The organism is Modestobacter sp. VKM Ac-2978 (genome assembly GCF_026968025.1).
GTDB lineage: Bacteria > Actinomycetota > Actinomycetes > Mycobacteriales > Geodermatophilaceae > Modestobacter.
Genome location: NZ_JAPVBP010000004.1, coordinates 15,413 through 35,511, shown reverse-complemented (window position 1 = coordinate 35,511; position 20,099 = coordinate 15,413). Strand labels below are relative to the sequence as shown.

Sequence of the window (20,099 nt, the reverse complement as noted above, 5' to 3'; positions counted from 1 at the left end):
GCGTGAGCAGGCCGCCATGAGCACCCGCGAGGTGCGCGGCGCGGACGGGACCGCCCTCCGCGCCTGGTGCAACGACGGCACGGGCATCCCCGTGCTGCTGTGCAACGGCCTGGGCGCGCCGCCCGCGGCCTGGCCGCGGATCGTCGCCCCGGACAGCGGCTACCGGGTGGTCAGCTGGTCCCAGCGCGGCCTCGGCGGGTCGGAGCGCCCGGCCGACCGGAGCCGGGTGCGGGTCGAGGACCACGCCGACGACGCACGAGCCGTGCTCGACGCCTACGGGATGCGCTCGGCGATGGTGGTGGGCTGGTCGCTCGGGGTCAACGTGGCGTTCGAGCTGGCCCTGGAGGACCCGGCCCGGGTGAGCGCCGTGCTCGCCGTCGCCGGCGTCCCCGGGGGCAGCTACTCCGCCCTGTTCGGCACCTACGGCGTGCCCCGACGGCTGCGGTCGCCGATGGGCCGGCTGGGCAGCCGGCTGTTGCCGGTCATGGGGCCTCTGCTGCCGCTGGTGTCGGCCAGTCTGCCGCCCTGGCAGGAGCTGCTGTCGCTGGCGGCGCTGCGCGGACCCGCGCAGGAGGCGGCCCACCCGGGCCTGCTGCGCGCGGTGCTGCACGAGTTCGCCAGGAGCGACTGGTCCTGGTTCCGACACCTCGCGGACGCCACCGCCCAGCACGCGCCACTCGACGTCACCCGGGTGGCCTGCCCGGTCACCTTCGTGGCGGGCCGCTACGACTCCCTGGTCGACGTCATCGACGTGCGCAGCGCAGCTCGGTCGGTGCCCGGGGCCCGGCTCCGCGAGATGGCCGGCACGCACTTCCTGCCGCTGCAGTACCCGGAGGTGATGGCCGAGGAGCTGCGGCGGCTCGCCGGCCGTACGCCCCGCCGCGGCTGACCTCGAGGCCGGCGCGGTGCGGGACGTACCGGGGGCAGCACTGCGCCGTCCCGCGGACGTCGGGTGAGCCGCTGACGCCGGAGGCGGCCGTGGCCGGCGACCGGGCAGCGGGCACAGCTCGTCCGTGATGCGGGACTTGTGACCAGGCTCACTGCTAGCAGGGTGCTTGCTCCGGCTAGCAGTGGGCATCACGACTGTGTTGGTCCTCGAGGCCGATGCACTCTCGACGCCGCCTCTGCGGTGTCGATCGGTCCAGGCAGAGGCCGACACGAGCATCACCACAGGCAGCCGATCCAACGACGCTGCCTGACACCCATGAGAGGCCAGATCCACATGGCACAGTCCAAGACCACGACGAGCACTGAGACCATCGCCGTTCCCGTCGACGTGACCGTCGAGGAGGGCGACCGCGGCGTCAAGGGCCCGACCGGCCCGGTCGGCGCCCCGGGCGAGCCCGGCGACAAGGGGCCTCGGGGTCCGGTCGGCGCGGCGGGCGAGCCCGGCGAGAAGGGTGCCCGCGGCCCGGTCGGCGCCGTCGGCGAGCAGGGCGACAACGGCCCGACCGGTCCTGTCGGCCCGGTTGGTGAGCGCGGTCCGAAGGGGCCGCTCGGCCAGCAGGGCGAGAAGGGACCGCAGGGACTCGAGGGCGAGACCGGCGCGCAGGGCGAGCAGGGCCTGCCCGGCTCGACCGGTCGGCCCGGCGAGGTCGGTGCGCAGGGCCTGCCTGGCAAGCAGGGCGAGCAGGGCGAGCAGGGTCCCGCCGGTGTGCTGGGTCTTCCCGGTGAGCAGGGGCCGGCGGGCGCGAAGGGTCTCCAGGGCGCCCAGGGGCAGCGTGGCGTGATCGGCGCGACGGGCGAACAGGGCGAGAAGGGCCTGCGCGGTCTGCAGGGCGCGCCGGGCGTGCTCGGTGAGCGGGGCGAGTCGGGCGTTCGCGGCCTGCAGGGGCCGCAGGGCGTGCAGGGTCAGGCCGGCGCGGCCGGCCCGGTCGGTCTGCCCGGCGTGCAGGGTCCGCAGGGCGCCTCCGGTCCCGCCTGGCTCCACCAGCCCAGCCCCGCTGAGCTCGCGGCCAAGGTCAAGCACGCGGCGCTGGACATCACGCCGCGCACCCTGCTCGACCCGCGGGTCGGCGCTCGGTACGTCGCGACGTTGACGTCGCGGCTGGTCAAGCTGCAGGGCGGGTTGTTCCTGCGCGCCATCGTCGACACCGAGGGCCGGGCGAACGAGCACTCGGTCGCCGATCGGTCCAACGTGCGCTCCATGGCCTGACAGCGCTGGACGGATGAAGGGCGCCTCGTTCCGCAGAGTCGGAACGAGGCGCCCTTCGCCTTGTCACGGGCCGGACGACCCAGGGCGCCCGGCTCCTGGTACAGAATGGACCGAGTCCCCGATCCCCGAGAGCGGAGCGCCTCGTGCCGGTCATCGAACGTCCTGACACGGCCCGCATCGCCTGGGAGTCCGACGGGCCGGAGGACGCTCCCGCCGTCCTGCTGGTCATGGGGCTCGCCTACCCGGCCGCGATGTGGTTCCGGCTGGTGCCCGCGCTGGCCGAGGGTCACCGGGTCATCCGCGTCGACAACCGAGGCGCCGGCCGCACCGGTGACGTCCCTGGAGCGCCGTACACGGTCGAGACCATGGCGGCGGACTGCCTGGCCGTGCTGGACGCGGCGGACGTGGACACCGCCCACGTTGTCGGCATCTCGATGGGCGGCCTGATCGCCCAGGAGATCGTGCACAGCGCCTCGGAGCGGGTCCGCTCGCTGTGCCTGATCGCCACTCACCCGGGCATCGCGCGCGCCGTCATGAACCCCCAGGCGATGGCGATGCTGATGCAGCGCGGGCTGACGACACCCCAGGAGGCGGCGGAAGCCTCCATCCCCTACAACTACGCGCCCGAGACACCCCGCGAGCGCATCGAGGAGGACTGGGCGGTGCGGTTCCCGCTCGCCGCCACGAACGCGGGTTACCTGGCGCAGGTGATGGGGTCGTCACGATGGGACGGCCATGACCGCTTGGACGGCATCACCGCGCCGACGCTGGTCGTACACGGAGAGCGGGATGCGCTCGTCCCGCCGGAGAACGGCCGCACCCTCGCCGGCCGCATCCCCGGCGCCGAGCTCGTGATGATCCCGAACGCGAACCACGTGCTGATGACCGATCAGCCCGGGCACGTCTCAAAGGTGCTCGTCGACTGGCTGGAGAGGAACCGGTCCGCAAGCTGACAGATGGCGGTCGTCGGCGAGTGCCCGGCACATCGGACACGTCACACACCCCGCTCACCGGGGACGGCGCCGCGCGCCACGGCATCGGCGAGGCGCTGGTGTTCCTGCTCGGTCTGGTCGGCGTACCTGCGGGTGGATTCGCCGAGGGCGCGGAGGAGGAGAGCCCCCACCGGCGTTCCGGTTCGCCGCACTCCTTGGAGGATGACGATGAACGCCAACGCAACCGTGCGCACCAGTGACCTGGAGGCCGCACTTGACTACCTCGAGCGACATGTCGAGATCCTCGACACCCTTGCCCAGGAGCAGCGAGGCCGCGACGACAGCGACGAGCTGCTTACCCGCCTGCAGGCGCTGCAGGGGCCGGGCATGAACTGGGAGCCGCTGCGATACCAGGGGGCGTGGGCCAGGGGTGGCAGTTCGTCGCTCGCAACGTCGAGGAGCTTCGGGGACGTCTTCTCGGGCCGTATACGGAAGCGGCTCTGTGATGGTGTCCGAGGGGGGACACGGTACTTCCGCACACGCTTGGCTCTCGGGGGCAAGTGAGACCGCGATCCAGCGAGTTCCCCGTCTGAGCTGGGCCTTCGCAGTATCACGAGCCCATACGTGCTTTGCCTGACTTCTGACGCGGGGTAGAGGTGCCGCCACGGTCGGGATGGCTGCCGTACCGGTCCGGCGCAGTTGAACATGCCAGCACCGCCACGCACTGGACTTCCCTTCCCTCGTGGGTGCTCGATGGTGTCAGTGATCCACAGTCCGTCTTGGGTCGGTCGCGTCCCTCACCGGCGCGTGCGGTTCGGTGGCGCGCGGAGCGCTGGTGCGAGCACTGCGCGCGCCACCGCCTACTGCGCGGTGGCGCTCGCGGCTTCCTTGATCACGTCTGCCACCTCGCGGGCGTGACTGACCATGGACAGATGCCCGGCCTCGACCTCGGTGACGGCCGATCCTGCGCGCTTGGCCATCCGCAACTGCAGGTCCAGCGGGATGCTCCCGTCGACCGTTCCGGCCACGTACCAGGAGGGCAGCTGCTCCCAAGCCTGGCCCGGGGCCGCCGGCGCTCCCACCGCTGCGGAGGTGATGGGGCGCTGCTTGGCGTAGAACTCCGTCTGGAGTTCGTCGGAGAGGCCGGTCGCGAACGCCGGCTCGAACGGCCCGCGCTGGATGTACAGGTCGACGTCGCCCTCAGGAGCGCCCGGGTAGGGCGCCATGTCGAAAAGCTGGCCGGGGTCGACGGGTCCGACGCTGTTGAGCAGGTCGAGCAGGCTCTCGCCCTCGGCCGGCACGAACGCGTTCACGTACACCAGGGCACGCACGTCGGTCACGGCGAGGCCGGCGGCCCCGATGACGGCGCCGCCGTAGGAATGGCCCACCAGGACGACGGGGCCGCTCGTGCGCGCTCGGAGGAACGTGGCGAGGTAGTCCGCGTCGCCGGCGAGCGAGCGCAGCGGATTGGCGAACTCGAGGACCGTGTAGCCCTCCGGGGACAGGAGGCGCTGGACTCCCGCGAACGAGCTCGCGTCGGTCCACGCGCCGTGGACGATGACCACGGTGGGCTTGCGGGCTGGATCGGTCATGGCTGGGTGCACCCTTCAGGGGCGAGCGAGGCGGTTCATCGGAGAGGCTCTCCGCTCTCGAGCCTGCTGGCGGCCACCTCGCCGGTGAAGGGGGCAACACCCTAGGAGCAGTGCACCCTGCCTGGAGTCCTCACCCCCGGGCAGCATCGGACCCATGACGCCCGACCCCGCGCATGCGGGCCCCCCGGCCGGCCCGCGCCCGACGACTGCCTCGGTCACCCGGTGGGTCGAGGACTACGTGACGGCCTGGACGAGCAATGCCCGTGGCGATATCGAAGACCTCTTCACCGTCGACGCCGAGTACCACGAGTCGCCCTTCGATACCCGGTGGATCGGTCGGGACGCGATCGTCGAGGGCTGGCGCAGCCGATGGGAGTGGCAGAGTGGCGGATGGGAGTTCGAGTGGTCCATCACCGCCATCGACGGGTGGGACGTCGTCATCACCGGGATCGGCCGGTACGCGAAGCTCGGCGACTTCGACAACCTCTGGACCGTGACCTTCGAGGAGTCCGGCCGCTGCAGCCGGTTCGTGATGGTGAACACCGAACGGAGCTGACCATGCCCGGAACGAACCCCTGCGGGAGAGGCAACGAGCTCGGCGACTTCCTCCGAGCTCAACGCGCCCGGCTCACCCCCGAGTCCGCCGGGTTGCGCAGCATCGGCAGCCGACGCGTCATCGGCCTGCGACGCGAGGAGGTCGCCGTGCTGGCCGGCGTGAGCTCCGACTACTACGCCCGCCTCGAGCAAGGTCGCGAGCGCACCCCCTCCCCGCAGCTCATGGAGGCGGTCGCACGCGCGCTGCAGCTCGGCGCGGATGCCCGTGACCACGCCTTCCGCCTGGCGAGGCTCGCCCCGACGACCCGGGTCACCGACGAGCAGGCGAGCCCGCACCTGCGGCAGCTGATGAACTCGTTCCCGAAGGCCGCGGCCTACGTGGTGAATCCCGCCTTCCGGGTGATCGCCGCCAACGACATCGCGACCGGGCTGATCGCACCCGCCAACCACGACGGCCACGTGCTGCAGTACATGTTCCTCGATCCGACCGCGCCGACGTACTTCGTGCACTGGGACGATGCCGCCCGCGCCGCGGTGAGCGGCATCCGCCTCGCTGCGGGCTTCTCGCCGCCCCACCCCGAGGTCGCCGCCCTCGTGCGCCGCCTCTACGTCCGCAGCCCGGCGTTCGCCGCCATGTGGGACGACCACCAGGTCGCGGGGCTCACGACCGTGCACATGCACATCCAGCACCCCGCCGTCGGCGAGCTCGAGCTGTCCTACCAGACGTTCGACGTCCGCGAGTCCCCGGGACTGCAGTTGACCGTGGCCAGTGCTGCGCCAGGCAGTCCCAGCGAGGACGCGCTGGCCCTGCTCGGCACGATCGAGGCGACTCAGCGCGAGGGCGCGCCAGGCCTTCGGCAGCCGGGTGCTCCCCGCACTTCACCGACACAGGAGTTCTCGTGAACCACCCGGAACAGGTCGACTTGGAGTCAGCGCGTCGGCGGGCGATGGAGGTCCGAGCCCTCTACGAGGCCATCGAACGCAGGGTGAACGGACAGGTGTGGACCCTCCAGGAGCTCATGCTGGGATTCGGCAACGGCGTCGGCACCGTCGGTCGACTGGTCCTGGCCCACGAGGGGACCTGGGAGATCGACGGCGACGCGGACGCGCAGCTGGCACACAAGCTGTCCGAGTCGCTGTGGTGGGTGATCGTCATCGCCGAGCGCCTCGGCATCGACATATCCACTGCCTTCGCGGACACGATGGACACGATCGAGCGAGGCCTCGCCCCCCGGCCGGCAGACCCCACGACTCAGTCCTGAGCTGCCGCCTGCGCGTTGAGCCGCCCCGTCCGTGCCAGCAGCGCGATGGCGACGTGCCCGTTCCGTGCCAGTCGTGGGTGCCGTGCGGGCGGTCGTCATGGTCCCGCATGGCCAGCGGGCATGCTTCGGTCGACGACTCTCATGCGGCCGTGCCCGAACGCCGAGCCTGCACCTATGCCACGGGGTCGCGCAGGATCGTGCGGAGGGACTGCTGGGGAGTGTCCCGGGTGAAGCCGTCCAGGTGAAGTTCATGGTGGGGCCCGCTGCGGTGCAGACCGAGGCCCTCGGCGAACCTGCCGAGCCGGGCGAGCGTCCCGAACTCCTCTGCGAATGGCCCGTGGTGCATCACCTGCACGACGTCCTGCTCGGGCAGCGCGAACAGCTCCATCTCGTCGAGCTTCGAGGGGCTCGCCACACGGGCACGTGCTGCGGCGAGGTCGTCCGTCGTCGTGTCGGCAGGAACCATCGCCAGTACTCGGTACTGGAGTGAGGGGATGGGGTTGACGCTGTAGAAGTCGGCGATCTCGACGGGCGTCGACCCTGCCGGATACCAGTACTGCAGCTCCACCACCGGGTCGGACTCATCGTCGTGCAGAGCCCGAGCAACCTCGGCGACGGCGGCCTTCTTGCGGTAGAACGCGTCGGTTCCCGGGGCGCCGGAGCCTCTGATGGAGACGTAGTGGACGGCCGGGGCGCGCACGATCTCGGGCTCGTCGGCGGCGTGGAGGTGTGGCGTACAGCGGTTGTCTGACATGGCGGGTTCCTCGTTCTCTCGTGGGTTGGATCAAGGTCGGTGATGGAGGAAGCAGTGCCCTTGGGGGCCAGGGCAGGAGATCGCGTGGCGGGGAGCTCCAGCCGACGTCTCGACCTCGGAGTCGGCGGTGAGCAGCGATTGCCCGTCAGGCGCTGTAGCCGCCGTCGATGTCCAGGGAAGCGCCGTTGAGATAACTGGCCTCGTCGCTGGCGACGTACGCGACGAAGGAGGCCACTTCGGCGACCGTCCCGAACCGTCCGATCGGGATGAGTGACCGGAGGGTTTCCCCGGCTGGGCCGTCGGCGGGATTGGCGTCGGTGTCGACGGGGCCCGGCTGCACGTTGTTGACCGTGATCCCTCGCGGGCCGAGTTCGCGCGCCAAGCCCCGGACGAGGCTTGCGACGGCACCTTTGGTCATCCCGTAGGTCGAGGACGCACTGTCGGGCAGGTGGTGGGCGCTGACGCTGCCGATCGTGATGAGCCGGCCGCCCGGGCCCATCATCGGCGCGGTGTATCGCAGCAGGTCGATGGTTCCGCGGATGTTGACGTCGATCATCCGATCGATCTCGCCATCGCTGAGGTCGGTGACGTGCTTCATGGTTCCGCCGCCGGCGTTGCTCACGACGATGTCCAGGCGACCGCTGCGCTCCAGGACCGTGTTCACGAGCTGTCGCACCTGTTCCCTGTCGCCGCTGTTCGCCGCGATCGCAGTCACGCGGCCACCCCTGGATTCGATGTCGGCGACGACAGCGTCGGCGTCGGCCGCTGCTGAGGCATAGGTGAAGAAGACGTGGGCGCCCTCGGCGGCGAGGCGCGCGACGATGCCGGCGCCGATGCCCCGCGCGCCTCCGGTGACGAGCGCGGTCCTGCCGGCCTGACGGCCGGGCTGCGTTCCGCCACGGCTGGGGCCCTGCGGCGAGGTGCCGAGCTGGACAGAACGCATGGCTGACGTCCTTCCCTTGACTGGTCGGTCGGATGGCGTGCGGGTCTCACAGAGTGAGGACGACGTCGCCGCCGCAGGGCGCGCGGTTGATGGACCACCGGCTGCTCGCCCTGCGGCGACATCGACTCAGGAGTGGTCCGTCGCGGCGGCGGCCTGCTCGATCACCTTCGCGACCGCGGTGGGGTGGCGGGTCATCGCGAGGTGTCCGGCCTTCACCGTGGTGAGCTCCGCGCCGGCGCGGGAGGCCATGCGCTCCTGCAGCTCCAACGGGATGGAGCCGTCCTCGGTCCCCGCGACGTACCACGAGGGGAGCGACGTCCACGCGGGCTCGTTCGCCGCCGCCTCGTTCACCGCACTGAACGTGATCGGGCGCTGCCGGGCGTAGAGGTCGTCCCGCTCCTTGCGCGGGAGCCCGTTGGCGAACGTGGCGTGGAAGGCGGCCTCCTGCAGGTACAGGTCCACGTCACCCTCCGGCGCTCCGGGGTAGGGCACCATGTCGAACAGGGCCGACGGGTCGACCGGGCCCGCACTGGAGAGCAGGGCCAGCAGGCTCTCGCCCTTCTCCGGCACGAAGGCGTCGACGTAGACGAGGGCGCGCACGTCAGGGTCGCTGGTCGCGGCCTCGGTGATCACTGCGCCGCCGTAGGAGTGGCCGACGAGGACCACCGGGCCGCTCGTCCGGTGCTGCAGGAACAAGGCCAGCGCTGCGCTGTCGCCGCTGAGCGACCGCAGCGGGTTGGCGAAGTCGAGGACCGGGTAGCCGCGCTGCTGCAGCCGCTGCTGGACCTCGCTGAAGGACCCCGCGTCCGTCCAGGCGCCGTGGACGATGACGACCGTCGGCTTGTCGTGGCCGCCGCCGGCGCTGGCGGGGCCGGCGAGCCCGAGGATCGCCAGGAGTGAGGTGATGACGCCCGCCACCACGGCGGTGAGCCCACGGCGACGGCCACGAGTGGCGGTGCGCAGGAGGTCTCCCACCGTCCGGCGGTGGTGGCCTCGATCGAGGCGGGGACGTCGCCGCGGGTGCTCGGCTGCGTCGCGGGTGGTGGTGGCGGTCCGTCCATTGACGGCGGTGTTCTGCTCGGTGCCCGACATGTCGGTCTCCTCGTGGTGGCCCGCCGCTCCGGAGCGGATCAGCAGGCTCGGTGTGCCGGATGGCACGGCCGACTCTGGGCGCTGGCTCCCGTCCCGCCCAGGGTGCAGTGCTCCTAGGGGAGCGCGCCCCGCCAGCGTCCGTCGAAGGCCGCGATCATGGGCTCATGCCCTTCGCTGAGGAGCTCATCGGTCCGCAGGTCGCCCACACGCTGGCTCGCTCCATCCAGGCTGCGGCCCCCGGCCGATCGCTGCGTGTGCTGCCGCAGGGCGCCGGTGCGCTCGACGGCTTGTCCCTGCGGGCGCGGGCCGACCTGCTGCGCGATGCCCTCCTCGCGGACGTCCCCGGGGACTATCGCGCTTTGGCAGACGTCGTTCGTGCGGCCCGGGATGCGTCTCCGGCGTTCGGCGGGTGGCTGATCTGGCCGGTCACGAGCGCGGTCGCCAGCCGTGCTGTGCAGCAGAGCACGGATGAGGTCTTCGTGGATGCCATGGCGCTCCTCGCCGAGCTCACGGGCAGACTGACCTCCGAGTTCGCGGTCCGCGCGCTTCTGCGCCACGACCTGGACCTGGCACTCGAGAGCGTCCGGATGTGGACGGACTCTCCCGACGAGCACGTGCGGCGACTGGCCAGCGAGGGCACCCGGCCATATCTGCCCTGGGCGACGCGTGTCCCGGAGCTCTTCGCCCGTCCCGGCGTCACCGTGCCGATCCTCGACGCGCTGTACCGGGACGGGAGCGAGTACGTGCGCCGTTCCGTGGCCAACCATCTGAACGATCTCAGCCGCGACGAACCGGATCTCGTCGTCGACACAGCAGGCCGATGGCTCGACGCCCCGGCGTCCACGACAGCTGCGCTCGTGCGACGAGGCCTGCGGACCCTCGTCAAGCGCGGGAACCCCGGAGCCCTGGGCCTCCTGGGCTTCGCACCCGCCGCGGTGGACATCGACGGCCCGCACGTTCTCGACAACGAGGTCCCGTGGGGCGGCAGCGTCCGTTTCCGCGCAGTGCTCCGCAACGTCGGTGCCGAGAGCGCCCGGGTCGCTATCGACTACGTCGTCCACCACCGGAAGGCCAATGGCGGGTCGAGCGGAAAGACCTTCAAGCTCGCCAGCCGGACCCTGGCCGTGGGGGAGGAGTTCGAGATCGACAGGGCGCACTCCTTCCGGCAGATCACCACCCGCCGCTACTACCCGGGCGCCCACGCGATCGCGTTGCAGGTGAACGGGGTCCTGACGGGGCCCGCGCCGTTCGAACTACTGCCGCCGACGGGGTCCGACCTGCCCTGACCTTCATGCTTGCTCGATGGAAGGACAGGAGTCACCGCGATCGACGGCACCCAGCGCTGTGCCGGGGCCCATCCCTTTGTTCACCGAACGGAACGGCCGGCGGTCCCGTCCAACTCCTCGCCCGAGAGGCGAAGCGACCAGCCGGCGTTCCACTACGTCAGCGGACGGAGCAGTTGTCAGACGGAGCAGTTGTTCAGTCATACAGAAAGTCTGCCGATGCCAGAGACAGGTGAACCCCCAGCGGCTGTGAGGGCCCTGAGGGTTCAACTCGGTGTCCGAGGGGGGACTTGAACCCCCACGCCCGATAAAGGGCACTAGCACCTCAAGCTAGCGCGTCTGCCATTCCGCCACCCGGACAAGGTGAGCGCTCCGTGGAGCGCCTCGATGAGCATAACCGAGGCCGACCCCGGCTCGGGACGGGGGCCGGTGGCACCATCGTCCGCATGTCGCAGCCCACGCCCCTGGCCGGTGCCCAGTCCGAGGTCGCGGACCTGCTCTCCGACCTCATCCGCATCGACACCACGAACACCGGTGACTCCGCCACCAGCGCGGGGGAGCGGAAGGCCGCCGAGTGGGTCGCCGCCAAGCTGGACGAGGTGGGGATCAGCAGCGTCATCCACGAGTCCGAGCCGGGTCGGGCCAGCCTGGTCGCCCGGATCGAAGGTACGAACCGCGACCGCCCTGCCCTGCTGGTGCACGGCCACCTGGACGTCGTCCCGGCCGACCCGGCCGAGTGGAGCGTCCACCCGTTCAGCGGCGAGCAGCGCGACGGCTACGTGTGGGGCCGCGGCGCGGTCGACATGAAGGACATGGACGCGATGACCCTCGCGCTGGTGCGCGACTGGGCCCGCACCGGCGTCAAGCCCGACCGCGACATCGTGCTGGCCTTCGTCGCCGACGAGGAGGCCGGCGGACGCAAGGGCGCCCACTACATGGTCGACCACCACGCCGACCTCTTCGAGGGCTGCACCGAGGCGATCAGCGAGGTCGGCGGGTTCAGCATCACCGTCCGCGACGACCTGCGCCTCTACCTCGTGCAGACCGCCGAGAAGGGCCTGGCCTGGATGAAACTGACCGCCCAGGGCCGTCCCGGCCACGGCTCCTTCGTGCACGAGGACAACGCCGTCACCCGGCTGGCCGCGGCGGTCGCCCGGATCGGCACCACCCGGCTGCCCACCGTGCTCACCCCGCCGATGCGCGAGTTCCTGGACGCGGTCAGCGACGCCTACGGCGTGGAGATCGACCCGGACCAGCCCGACGAGGCGCTCGCCCGGCTGGGCAGCATCAGCCGGATGATCGGCGCGGCGCTGCGCAACACGGTCAACCCCACGATGCTCGACGCCGGCTACAAGACCAACGTCATCCCCGGCACCGCCAGCGCGACCATCGACGGTCGCTTCCTGTACGGCCAGGAGGCCGAGTTCGAGAAGCAGCTCGACGAGCTCCTGGGCGAGGGCGTCAGCCGCGAGTGGATCACCTACGACCAGGCCGTGGAGACGACGTTCGACGGCCCCTCGGTCGACCTGATGGTCCAGGCGCTGCAGGCCGAGGACCCGGGCGCCCGCGCCGTCCCGTTCACCATGAGCGGCGGCACCGACGCCAAGAGCTTCGAGACGCTGGGCATGCGCTGCTTCGGCTTCTCCCCGCTCAAGCTCCCCGCCGACCTCGACTTCGCCTCGCTGTTCCACGGCATCGACGAGCGCATCTCCATCGACTCCATGCAGTTCGGCATCCGGGTGCTCGACCGGTTCCTGCGCCAGGCGTGATGTGATGCCGGGCGTGACCGACACCACTGCCGCGCCCGGTTCGCCCGCCCAGGGCGACGTCGCCCTCGTCACCGGAGGGACCGGCGGTTTCGGCCGCGCCCTCGCTGCGCTGCTCCGCGAGCGCGGGGTGACCGTCGTCCTCGCCGACCTCGACAGCCCGGCCAACCGCGAGGTCGCCGCGGGCCTCGGCGCGCACTTCGCTGCCCTGGACGTCACCGACCGGGCGGCCAACGCCGCCGTTGTCGCCGCCGTGGAGGCCGAGCACGGCCGGCTGGACGCCGTCTTCCTCAACGCCGGCATCGCCGGGCAGTCCCGGCACGCCCTGGACGTCGACGAGTTCCTCAAGGTGGTCGACGTCGACCTCTTCGGCGTCGTCTACGGCACCGAGGCCGCGCTGCCGGCTCTGCGCCGCGCCGGTGGCGGGTCGATCGTGGTGACCGCATCGCTGGCCGGGCTCTCGCCGATGGCCACCGACCCCGGCTACAGCGTCGCCAAGGGCGGGGCGGTGGCCTTCGTCCGGTCGATGTCCTCCCGCCTCGTGGACGACGGCATCACCATCTCCGCCATCTGCCCCGGGTTCGCCGACACCGCCATCATCGACCCGCTCCGCGACGAGTTCGCCGCCGCCGACTTCCCGGTGCTCTCGGCCGGTGAGGTGGCCGAGGCGATGGTCGCCGCCTGGGCCGGCGCCGAGCCGGGCGCGGCCTACGTCGTCCAGCCGGGCGTGGGCGCCGTGCCCTACAAGTTCAAGGGCGTGCCGGCCGCCCGGACGGCGAGCGGTGAGACCGCCGTCGTCCCGACCGCGCTGCGCCGGCCGTCCATGCGCTGAGGGACGTCAGACCTCCAGCGAACCGGTGTGCACGATCTGCTCGGCGACCACCCGCAGCTTCCGGTTGGTCCGCTGACTGAGCTCGACCAGCCACCGGTGGGCCTGCTCGTCGGTCACGCGCCGGCGGGTCATCACCACGCCGATGGCCGTGGCGATGGTGCGGTTGGTGACCAGCGCGGTCTCCAGGTGTGCGATGCGCGCCTCGGCCGCGGCCTGCCCGGCGAGGGCGGACTCGACCATGGCGCGGTCCCGCTCCCTGGCAGCGGCCACGGTGACCAGGTCCGCGGCGGCGCCCAGGACGGCCAGCTCTGCGTCGCCGAACTCCGGGCGGGTCCGGGAGCCGACCGACAGGGTGCCGAGCACGGCCGGGCCCGCGGCCAGCGGGAAGCTGGCGTAGGCGGTGGCGTCCAGCTCTCGGGCCAGGGCGAGCCGCTCGTCGGGGTCCGCGTCCACCCGGGCATGCGCCTCCGGACGGCGCTGCTCGGCGACCATCCCGCAGACGGCGACACCGAGCGGGACGACTGCGAGGTCCGTCCGGTGCTGCGCAGGCACGCCGATGGTGGTGTGCAGGCGCAGCTCACCGGCCGCCGGGGGCAGCTCGTACCGGATGGAGAAGTCCAGCCCGAACGGCCGGCTCAGGTCGTCGACGAGGCGTTCGACGAGGTCGTGCGACGGGCTGCCGGCAGCCAGGTCGGCGCCCAGCCGGCCCAGCGTGCGGACGGCGACGGGATCGATGGTGGAGCTCACGGGGGTTCTCGTCCTCCGGTGTTCTGCGACGCCGTCCTCTCGACGCCAACCGTTCCAGGGTACGAGGTGCCTGGTTGCGTGCAACGAGTCCTCGGCCCCCGGGTGACCGGCGTCACCGCCGTTCTGGCAGGGTGCCGGCATGCGTGCATGGCGAGTCCACTCCCTCGGGAACCCGGCCGAGGTCATGTCCCTCGACGAGGTCGAACAGCCCACCCCGGCCGACGGCCAGGTGCTGGTCAAGGTGCGGGCCGCCGGGCTGAACTTCCCCGACGTGCTGATGGCGATGGGCCAGTACCAGGAGCGGCCGCCGCTGCCCTACACCCCGGGCGTGGAGCTGTGCGGTGAGATCGTCGAGACCGGCCAGCGGGTGCTCGGGTCACCGTCCGGCGGTCCCGGGGCGTTCGCCGAGTACGCGCTGATGGACGCCGCCGCGGCCTGGCCGGTGCCCGACGCGATGTCGGACGAGCAGGCTGCCTCGCTGTACCTGACCTACCAGACCGGCTACGTCGGCCTGCACCGGCGCGCAGCCCTACAGGCGGGGGAGTGGCTGCTGGTGCACGCCGGGGCCGGCGGCGTCGGGACGGCGGCGATCCAGCTCGGCAAGGCCGCCGGCGCGAAGGTCATCGCCACCGCCGGTGGGGAGCGGAAGACCGAGGTCTGCCGCTCGCTCGGCGCCGACCACGTCATCGACTACACGGCCGAGGACTTCGTCCCGCTGGTCAAGGAGATCACCGGCGGGCACGGCGCCGACGTCGTCTACGACCCGGTCGGCGGCGAGGTGTTCGACAAGTCCCGCAAGTGCATCGCCTTCGAGGGGCGGCTCGTGGTCGTGGGCTTCACCAGCGGCACGATCCCGCAGGCGCCGGTCAACCACGCGCTGGTCAAGAACTACAGCATCGTCGGGCTGCACTGGGGCCTGTACCGCAAGCACGACCCGGCCCGGATCGGGCTGGTGCACGAGGCGCTGTGCGATCTGTTCGCCGACGGGGCGATCGACCCGCTGGTCGGTCAGTCGCTGCCGCTCACCGAGTTGCCGCAGGCGATGGCCGCGATCGCCGACCGCAGCACCGTCGGCAAGGTCGTCCTCACGCCCTGAAGAAGGACCCCGTCCTCCTCAGCCCTCGCAGGCTCGGGCCGAGCCTCTGGACGGGGCCATCAGCAGGGTGCCGCCGCGACTCTGCGAGCGGGCGGGGGGCAACGGGGTCCTTCGTCAGACCATGGGGCGGGGGAGGTAGGACAGCCGCATCCGGCGCCGCATGATCACCTTGCGGGTGCCGTCGGCGTGCAGTTGGAGCCGGGCGAGTTCCCAGCCGCCGGTGTCGGACTGCATGCTCATCAGCTGCGCCGCCGCGGAGCGGGAGATGCCCGCCGGGATGCGCAGCGGGGCGTACTCGTACTCGCCGGGTGCTGACACCTCGTCGATTGTGCCTGCCGGACGCCCGCGGGTCACGTGGTGGTCACCACGGAGCCACCCGGTCCGGGTGTCGCCCCGGCGGAGTGCGGGCAGGGGAGGACGGCGCGGCCCGGCACCCGGCCGGGCCCCCGACCGGCGAGGAGCCCTCATGACCGACCCCGAAGCCAACGACGCCGACCGCCTGGAGCAGCAGCGGACCACCGCCGCGACCGGCCCGGAGCTCGCCGACGAGGTGACGCCGCTGGGCGCCGAGGTCCCGGAGGCCGACGGCATCGAGCAGCAGCTCAGCGCGACGCCGGGCACCTCCTCGACGATGCGGGACGCCGACCCGGAGGCCGACGAGGCCGACGTCCTCGAGCAGCGGGCGGCCGTGCCGGACGACGACGAGGACGAGCAGCGCGGCTGACCCCGTCCGGAGCCGCGGGCGGCCGGGTGCCGGGCATCGCCTGATCGGGTGGTCCGGACGCCGGCCGGCCGCGACGCCCGTCACGGCGGGTGAGGATCTGGCCCGTGACCGCCGCGCTGATCACCGTGCTGCTCATCCTCGTGGGGCTGCCGCTGCTGGCCTGGTGGATCGGCGGCCGTTCGGTGTGGGGCCGGCTGAAGCCCGGCCGAGGCCCGGACCCCTGGGGTGGCCTCGCGCGTCGGCACGGCCTGAGCCCTGCGGAGCAGGCCCGGGTCGGGTCTGCTGTCACCCGGGGTGAGGCGCTGGCCGACGAGCGGCTGCGTGGCGCTGCGGTCGATCTGGCCCGCGAGTCCCTGGCCCAGCTGGCTCTCCTGGGGCGCGGCGGCGGCTCACGGGCTCAGCGGATCGTGTTCCTGCTGGCCGTGCTGTGGTTCGTGGCGCTGGTGGTGAACGTCGCCTCCGCCCTGGTCATCGGAGGGCTCTCCGACATCGGGCCATCCGGCTCAACAGCGCTCCGGCGACCGACGCCGGGGCCTGATCGGCCCCGGTCGCCGGGTCGGCTCAGCGGGAGTAGTACTCCACGACCAGCTGCTCCTCGCACACCACGGGGACCTCGGAGCGCTGCGGCCGGCGGAGGACCACGCAGCGGAGCTCGGAGAGCTGGACCTCCAGGTAGGCCGGGGCGGCGGCGTGCGCGCCGGAGGCGGCGACCTGGAAGGGCAGCTTGGCCTTGCTGCGCTCGGCGATCTCGACCACGTCGTAGGGCTGCACCTGGTAGCTGGGCCGGTCGACCCGCTTGCCGTTCACCGTGACGTGCTGGTGGCTGACCGTCTGCCGGGCCTGGTAGATCGTGCGAGCGAACCCGGCGCGCAGCACGGTCGCGTCCAGCCGGGCCTCGAGCTGGTGGGTGATCAGCTCCTCGCCGGTCTTGCCACCGGTGCGCTTGGCCCGGTCGAACGCCGAGCGGAGCTGGGTCTCGCTGATGTCGTACTGCGCGCGCAGCCGCTGCTTCTCCATCAGTCGCGTCTTGTAGTCGCTGGTGTTCTTGCGCTTGCGGCCGTGCTCACCGGGCGGGTACGGGCGCCGCTCGAAGTAGCGGACGTCCTTCGGGGTGAGCGGGATGCCCAGCGCACGTGAGCGCCGGACCTTGGGGCGGGAGCTGTTCACACGATCCTCCGGTTCGGTTAGGCTCACCTTACCCGATCTTGAGTCGCCCTGAACCCGGAGTGCCGCATGACACGATCGACCCGCCCCGCCGCCCCCGGGCCCTCGTCCGACGCCCTCCGGCCCACCGGAGCCGAACGGGCGCGCACCGTGGCGGCCCGGTCGGCGGCCGCCGTCTGCGCTGCCGGCATCGACGGCAGCCGCGTGCTCGGGCACGCCGTCACCGCCCAGGGGCAGGTGCTCGTGGTCGTGCCGACCGACGGTGAGGTGTGCCGCACGGTCCAGGCGTCCGCCGACGGCGACCTCGCGGCGCTGCTGATGGTCACCGACCACGCCCCGGTGCCGCTGCGCGAGCCGGTGCGCGCCCAGGTCTGGTTGTCCGGATGGCTCACGCCGCTGCTCGAGATCGACCAGCGGGACGCCGCGCTGGCGTTCGCGGACGTCGCACCGGTGGGCGCGCTGCTGGACGTCGGGCGCAGCGCCACCCTGCTGCGCCTGGACCTGGCCGAGGTCGTGCTGGGGGAGTGTGGAGCCGTCACCGAGATCGACCCCGACGACTTCCTCACCGCGGTGCCCGACCCGTTGATCGCGGTCGAGGGGCCGGCGCTGCAGCACCTCGACGTCGCCCACCCCGAGGAGCTGGACCTGCTGTGTTCCCGGGTGCCGGCCGCCTGGGTGGGGAGGGGCGACGTCGTCCGCCCGCTGGGCCTGGACCGGTACGGGTTCCGGCTGCGGATCGAGCAGCGTGCGGGCCACCGGGACGTGCGCGTGCCGTTCGCCGAGCCCGTCACCTGCGCCGAGGATCTCGGGCCGGCGGTGCACCGGCTGCTCTGTGCCGTGAGACGCGCCTGCCCGGGGCGCTGACCGCGAGGTCAGCGCCCCGGGCAGGGGAGTCGTGCGTGGAGCGGGGGCGAGGTCAGTGGACCTTGCGCCGACCGCCGCTCATGCCCTCGGCCACGCCGATCAGCAGCACGGCGGCGACGATCGCGACGATCGCGCCGATGATGTTGAGTTCGAAGAAGTCCCCGGTGCCCAGGAGGCTGGCGACGACGCCACCGATCAGGGAACCGACGACGCCGAGGGCCAGGGTGGCCAGGATGCTGAGGTTCTGCTTGCCCGGCTTGATCAGCCGAGCGAGCGCACCGACGACGAGACCGAAGACGAGGAAACCGATGATGCCCATGTCCTCATCAGTGCCCTCAAGATCAACCTGTGAAACGCGGTCGACCTGACGGGTGGGTCACTCCGCCAGTTCGGCGAGCAGCGTCGCCAACCGGGTCCGCCGCGGCCGGACGTCGACCTCCCGGACCGCCCGGGCCAGCGCAGCGCCGCTGGCGTGCACGATCGACAGGTGCCGCTGGGCCCGCGTGAGGGCGGTGTAGACCAGCGGTCGGGACAGCATCCCGCCGGCCTCCGGCGGCAGCACCACGACGACGCCGGGCCACTCCGAGCCCTGCGCCCGGTGCACGGTGATCGCCCAGCCGTGCCGCAGGTCCGACAGTGCCTTGCCGATCACCTTGACCGGGCCCGAGCTGAAGTCGATGGTCAGCGACCCCTCGCCGGTGCCGGTCACCACGCCCACCTCGCCGTTGGCGAACCCGATCGGCTCCAGGTCGAGGTGGTTCGCCGTCGCGACCACCCGGTCGCCGACGTCGAAGCCGAACACCGTGCCCTCGCCGGGGTTGAGCTGCGCCTTCAGCGCCTTGTTCAGCTCGATCGTGCCGGCCGGCCCGCGGTGCACCGGGGTGACGACCTGCACCGTCGACGGGTCGATGCCCAGCGCGCGCGGGATGGAGTCGGTGACCAACTGCACCACCCGCTTGGCCGCCTCGGCGCTCCCGGTGGCCGGCACGATCACCACCTCCCGGTCGGGGGAGTCGACCTGCACCAGCTCACCGCCGCGCACCCCGGTGGCCAGCCGCGCGATCGCCCCGCCCTCGGCCTGGCGGTGCAGCGTGGTCAGCTCGGTCACCGGCACCACGCCGGAGTCGATCAGGTCGCCGAGGACGTGGCCGGGGCCGATCGAGGGCAGCTGCGCCGGGTCGCCCACCAGCAGCAGGTGGGTGCCGTCCGGGCAGGCCTCCAGCAGCGCCGCGGTCAGCTCGACGTCCAGCATCGAGGCCTCGTCGACCACCACGACGTCGGCGTCCAGCGGCCATTCCTCGTTGCGGGCGAACCCGCCGGTCATGCCCTGTGCGCCGAGCAGCCGGTGCACGGTCACCGCCGGGTGGTCGGTCAGCTCCTCCAGCCGCTTCGCCGCCCGGCCGGTCGGTGCCGCCAGGGCCACCTCGGTGCCCTTGGCCTGCAGCAGCTTCACCAGCGAGGCGACGGTCCGGCTCTTCCCGGTGCCCGGCCCGCCGGTCAGCAGCGAGATGCCGGCGCCGAGCACCTGGGCCACCGCGGCCTGCTGCGCCGGGTCCAGGCCCTTGGCCACCGACCGCACCGACGCCGGGTCGGCGATCCGCCCGCTGGTGGCCGACAGGCGGTGCACGTTCTCCGCCACCGCCTCCTCCGCCATCCCGTACCGGGCCAGCGACAGGGTGCGCAGCGCCGGGTCCGGTTCGGGCAGCTCGTCGACGTCGTCGTCCGGCTCGGTCAGCGGTGGTTCGTGCTCGAGCACCTCACCGGACTCCACCGCGGCCACCACGGCCGCCGCCGGGTCGTCGATCTGCTCGGCGCGCAGCGCCGCCACCACCAGGTCGGCGGGGAGCACGGTGTGCCCGTCCCCGGTCGCGGTGCGCAAGGTCAGCGCCACGATCGCCCGGCCGCGGCGGGTGTCCTGCCGGTCGGCGCCGGAGAGGACGGCGATCGCCAGCCGGTCGGCGTCGGCCAGCGTCACCCCGGTCAGGCCGAGCAGCGCCCACGGGTCGTCCCGGAGCCGGCGGGCGGCGTCGGGGCCGAGCGCGTCCGCGGAGTTCACCGCCAGCCGGGCGTTCAGCCCGGCACCGACCAGCAGCTCGACGACCTCGTAGGTCGACCGGGCGGCCAGGAACGAGCTGAACAGCCGCTCGGCGCGCTGCCGGCCCACCCGGGGCAGCTTGAGCAGCCGGTCGGCGCTGACGTCGTCCGGGCCGGTGATGCCGGCGGCCGGCAGGTCGGCCGCCGTCCGCTTGCCCAGGCCCGGCCAGAGGCCGGCGGCGCAGAAGGCGGTGAAGACGGGGTCGCCGGCGGGCGTGGGGGTGCTCACGGTTCGGTGCTCATG

At 72.4% G+C, this 20,099-nt stretch carries 22 protein-coding genes and 1 tRNA gene; 13 read left to right on the top strand and 10 right to left on the bottom strand.

The features are described from left to right. Nucleotides 1-16: 16 nt before the first annotated feature. The 4 genes from O2W53_RS11190 (at nt 17) to O2W53_RS11175 (ending at nt 3,651) form a co-directional block, all read left to right on the top strand. Nucleotides 17-889 carry an alpha/beta fold hydrolase gene (locus tag O2W53_RS11190; protein WP_269163095.1) on the top strand — a complete coding sequence of 291 codons (873 nt, stop codon included), beginning with the start codon at nt 17-19 and terminating at the stop codon, nt 887-889. Between the two features lie 240 nt (nt 890-1,129). After that, complete coding sequence (locus O2W53_RS11185) at nt 1,130-2,155, top strand: collagen-like protein (protein WP_269163094.1); 1,026 nt, start codon at nt 1,130-1,132, stop codon at nt 2,153-2,155. A gap of 143 nt (nt 2,156-2,298) precedes the next feature. After that, nucleotides 2,299-3,108: an alpha/beta fold hydrolase gene (locus tag O2W53_RS11180; RefSeq protein ID WP_269163093.1), complete on the top strand. Its 810-nt coding sequence runs from the start codon at nt 2,299-2,301 to the stop codon at nt 3,106-3,108. A gap of 207 nt (nt 3,109-3,315) precedes the next feature. Then, nucleotides 3,316-3,651: a hypothetical protein gene (locus O2W53_RS11175; RefSeq protein WP_269163092.1), complete on the top strand. Its 336-nt coding sequence runs from the start codon at nt 3,316-3,318 to the stop codon at nt 3,649-3,651. A gap of 296 nt (nt 3,652-3,947) precedes the next feature. On the opposite strand, the gene O2W53_RS11170 is transcribed toward O2W53_RS11175, so the two are convergent. Continuing rightward, on the bottom strand, nt 3,948-4,679 hold the full coding sequence (locus tag O2W53_RS11170; RefSeq protein WP_269163091.1) for an alpha/beta fold hydrolase: 732 nt from the start codon (nt 4,677-4,679) through the stop codon (nt 3,948-3,950). A gap of 154 nt (nt 4,680-4,833) precedes the next feature. Here O2W53_RS11170 and O2W53_RS11165 point away from each other — a divergent pair, with 154 nt between their 5' ends. From O2W53_RS11165 to O2W53_RS11155, 3 genes are read left to right on the top strand one after another with little or no spacing between them, the layout of a single operon-like run. Further along, a complete protein-coding gene (locus O2W53_RS11165) occupies nt 4,834-5,235 on the top strand; it encodes a nuclear transport factor 2 family protein (protein WP_269163090.1) in 402 nt (133 codons plus the stop codon). A gap of 2 nt (nt 5,236-5,237) precedes the next feature. Next, complete coding sequence (locus tag O2W53_RS11160; protein WP_269163089.1) at nt 5,238-6,137, top strand: helix-turn-helix transcriptional regulator; 900 nt, start codon at nt 5,238-5,240, stop codon at nt 6,135-6,137. Beyond that, entirely contained in the window at nt 6,134-6,496 is a 363-nt protein-coding gene (locus O2W53_RS11155) for a hypothetical protein (protein ID WP_269163088.1), read from the top strand. Before O2W53_RS11160 ends, O2W53_RS11155 begins: the two co-directional genes overlap by 4 nt. Before the next feature lie 172 nt (nt 6,497-6,668). On the opposite strand, the gene O2W53_RS11150 is transcribed toward O2W53_RS11155, so the two are convergent. From O2W53_RS11150 to O2W53_RS11140, 3 genes are all read right to left on the bottom strand, one after another. Beyond that, nucleotides 6,669-7,250: a GyrI-like domain-containing protein gene (locus O2W53_RS11150; RefSeq protein ID WP_269163087.1), complete on the bottom strand. Its 582-nt coding sequence runs from the start codon at nt 7,248-7,250 to the stop codon at nt 6,669-6,671. 145 nt (nt 7,251-7,395) lie between these two features. Beyond that, the gene (locus O2W53_RS11145; RefSeq protein ID WP_269163086.1) at nt 7,396-8,193 is read right to left on the bottom strand and encodes an SDR family NAD(P)-dependent oxidoreductase; all 798 of its coding nucleotides are present in this window, start codon (nt 8,191-8,193) and stop codon (nt 7,396-7,398) included. Between the two features lie 126 nt (nt 8,194-8,319). Continuing rightward, a complete protein-coding gene (locus tag O2W53_RS11140; RefSeq protein WP_269163085.1) occupies nt 8,320-9,285 on the bottom strand; it encodes an alpha/beta fold hydrolase in 966 nt (321 codons plus the stop codon). A gap of 164 nt (nt 9,286-9,449) precedes the next feature. On the opposite strand from O2W53_RS11140, the gene O2W53_RS11135 reads away from it, so the two are divergent. Further along, nucleotides 9,450-10,571 carry a DNA alkylation repair protein gene (locus O2W53_RS11135; RefSeq protein WP_269163084.1) on the top strand — a complete coding sequence of 374 codons (1,122 nt, stop codon included), beginning with the start codon at nt 9,450-9,452 and terminating at the stop codon, nt 10,569-10,571. Nucleotides 10,572-10,843: 272 nt separating this feature from the next. Here the strand turns inward: O2W53_RS11135 and O2W53_RS11130 are convergent. Then, a tRNA-Leu gene (locus O2W53_RS11130) sits at nt 10,844-10,928 on the bottom strand. 86 nt (nt 10,929-11,014) lie between these two features. Between O2W53_RS11130 and O2W53_RS11125 the strand changes: the two genes are divergently transcribed. Both O2W53_RS11125 and O2W53_RS11120 read left to right on the top strand, forming a co-directional pair. After that, entirely contained in the window at nt 11,015-12,337 is a 1,323-nt protein-coding gene (locus tag O2W53_RS11125) for a M20/M25/M40 family metallo-hydrolase (RefSeq protein ID WP_269163083.1), read from the top strand. 13 nt (nt 12,338-12,350) lie between these two features. After that, complete coding sequence (locus O2W53_RS11120) at nt 12,351-13,166, top strand: SDR family oxidoreductase (protein ID WP_269163082.1); 816 nt, start codon at nt 12,351-12,353, stop codon at nt 13,164-13,166. Nucleotides 13,167-13,172: 6 nt separating this feature from the next. Here the strand turns inward: O2W53_RS11120 and O2W53_RS11115 are convergent, their stop codons facing one another. After that, nucleotides 13,173-13,913 carry a GAF and ANTAR domain-containing protein gene (locus O2W53_RS11115; RefSeq protein ID WP_269163081.1) on the bottom strand — a complete coding sequence of 247 codons (741 nt, stop codon included), beginning with the start codon at nt 13,911-13,913 and terminating at the stop codon, nt 13,173-13,175. 139 nt (nt 13,914-14,052) lie between these two features. On the opposite strand from O2W53_RS11115, the gene O2W53_RS11110 reads away from it, so the two are divergent. Further along, nucleotides 14,053-15,009, top strand: a complete 957-nt coding sequence (locus O2W53_RS11110) for an NADPH:quinone oxidoreductase family protein (protein ID WP_269163080.1) — start codon at nt 14,053-14,055, stop codon at nt 15,007-15,009. A gap of 114 nt (nt 15,010-15,123) precedes the next feature. Here the strand turns inward: O2W53_RS11110 and O2W53_RS11105 are convergent, their stop codons facing one another. After that, nucleotides 15,124-15,327 (bottom strand): DUF5703 family protein, encoded by a 204-nt coding sequence (locus O2W53_RS11105; protein ID WP_036332716.1) that lies wholly within the window; start codon nt 15,325-15,327, stop codon nt 15,124-15,126. Between the two features lie 148 nt (nt 15,328-15,475). Here O2W53_RS11105 and O2W53_RS11100 point away from each other — a divergent pair, with 148 nt between their 5' ends. After that, a complete protein-coding gene (locus O2W53_RS11100) occupies nt 15,476-15,733 on the top strand; it encodes a hypothetical protein (protein ID WP_269163079.1) in 258 nt (85 codons plus the stop codon). Nucleotides 15,734-16,294: 561 nt separating this feature from the next. Here the strand turns inward: O2W53_RS11100 and rpsD are convergent. After that, on the bottom strand, nt 16,295-16,900 hold the full coding sequence (gene rpsD, locus O2W53_RS11095; RefSeq protein WP_269163078.1) for a 30S ribosomal protein S4: 606 nt from the start codon (nt 16,898-16,900) through the stop codon (nt 16,295-16,297). 66 nt (nt 16,901-16,966) lie between these two features. Here rpsD and O2W53_RS11090 point away from each other — a divergent pair, with 66 nt between their 5' ends. After that, the gene (locus tag O2W53_RS11090; protein ID WP_269163077.1) at nt 16,967-17,761 is read left to right on the top strand and encodes a DUF2470 domain-containing protein; all 795 of its coding nucleotides are present in this window, start codon (nt 16,967-16,969) and stop codon (nt 17,759-17,761) included. A 52-nt stretch (nt 17,762-17,813) separates the two neighbouring features. Here O2W53_RS11090 and O2W53_RS11085 read toward each other — a convergent pair whose 3' ends face one another. Then, entirely contained in the window at nt 17,814-18,080 is a 267-nt protein-coding gene (locus tag O2W53_RS11085; RefSeq protein WP_269163076.1) for a GlsB/YeaQ/YmgE family stress response membrane protein, read from the bottom strand. A 57-nt stretch (nt 18,081-18,137) separates the two neighbouring features. After that, nucleotides 18,138-20,084 carry an AAA family ATPase gene (locus O2W53_RS11080; protein ID WP_269163075.1) on the bottom strand — a complete coding sequence of 649 codons (1,947 nt, stop codon included), beginning with the start codon at nt 20,082-20,084 and terminating at the stop codon, nt 18,138-18,140. Nucleotides 20,085-20,099: the final 15 nt, after the last annotated feature.

Bases quoted from the DNA above. Each gene is read 5' to 3' on its own strand.
- O2W53_RS11190 (WP_269163095.1), top strand. From the start codon at position 17: ATGAGCACCCGCGAGGTGCGCGGCGCGGACGGGACCGCCCTCCGCGCC.
- O2W53_RS11175 (WP_269163092.1), top strand. From the start codon at position 3,316: ATGAACGCCAACGCAACCGTGCGCACCAGTGACCTGGAGGCCGCACTT.
- O2W53_RS11170 (WP_269163091.1), bottom strand. From the start codon at position 4,679: ATGACCGATCCAGCCCGCAAGCCCACCGTGGTCATCGTCCACGGCGCG.
- O2W53_RS11165 (WP_269163090.1), top strand. From the start codon at position 4,834: ATGACGCCCGACCCCGCGCATGCGGGCCCCCCGGCCGGCCCGCGCCCG.
- O2W53_RS11160 (WP_269163089.1), top strand. From the start codon at position 5,238: ATGCCCGGAACGAACCCCTGCGGGAGAGGCAACGAGCTCGGCGACTTC.
- O2W53_RS11150 (WP_269163087.1), bottom strand. From the start codon at position 7,250: ATGTCAGACAACCGCTGTACGCCACACCTCCACGCCGCCGACGAGCCC.
- O2W53_RS11145 (WP_269163086.1), bottom strand. From the start codon at position 8,193: ATGCGTTCTGTCCAGCTCGGCACCTCGCCGCAGGGCCCCAGCCGTGGC.
- O2W53_RS11140 (WP_269163085.1), bottom strand. From the start codon at position 9,285: ATGTCGGGCACCGAGCAGAACACCGCCGTCAATGGACGGACCGCCACC.
- O2W53_RS11135 (WP_269163084.1), top strand. From the start codon at position 9,450: ATGCCCTTCGCTGAGGAGCTCATCGGTCCGCAGGTCGCCCACACGCTG.
- O2W53_RS11125 (WP_269163083.1), top strand. From the start codon at position 11,015: ATGTCGCAGCCCACGCCCCTGGCCGGTGCCCAGTCCGAGGTCGCGGAC.
- O2W53_RS11110 (WP_269163080.1), top strand. From the start codon at position 14,053: ATGCGTGCATGGCGAGTCCACTCCCTCGGGAACCCGGCCGAGGTCATG.
- O2W53_RS11100 (WP_269163079.1), top strand. From the start codon at position 15,476: ATGACCGACCCCGAAGCCAACGACGCCGACCGCCTGGAGCAGCAGCGG.
- O2W53_RS11090 (WP_269163077.1), top strand. From the start codon at position 16,967: ATGACACGATCGACCCGCCCCGCCGCCCCCGGGCCCTCGTCCGACGCC.
- O2W53_RS11085 (WP_269163076.1), bottom strand. From the start codon at position 18,080: ATGGGCATCATCGGTTTCCTCGTCTTCGGTCTCGTCGTCGGTGCGCTC.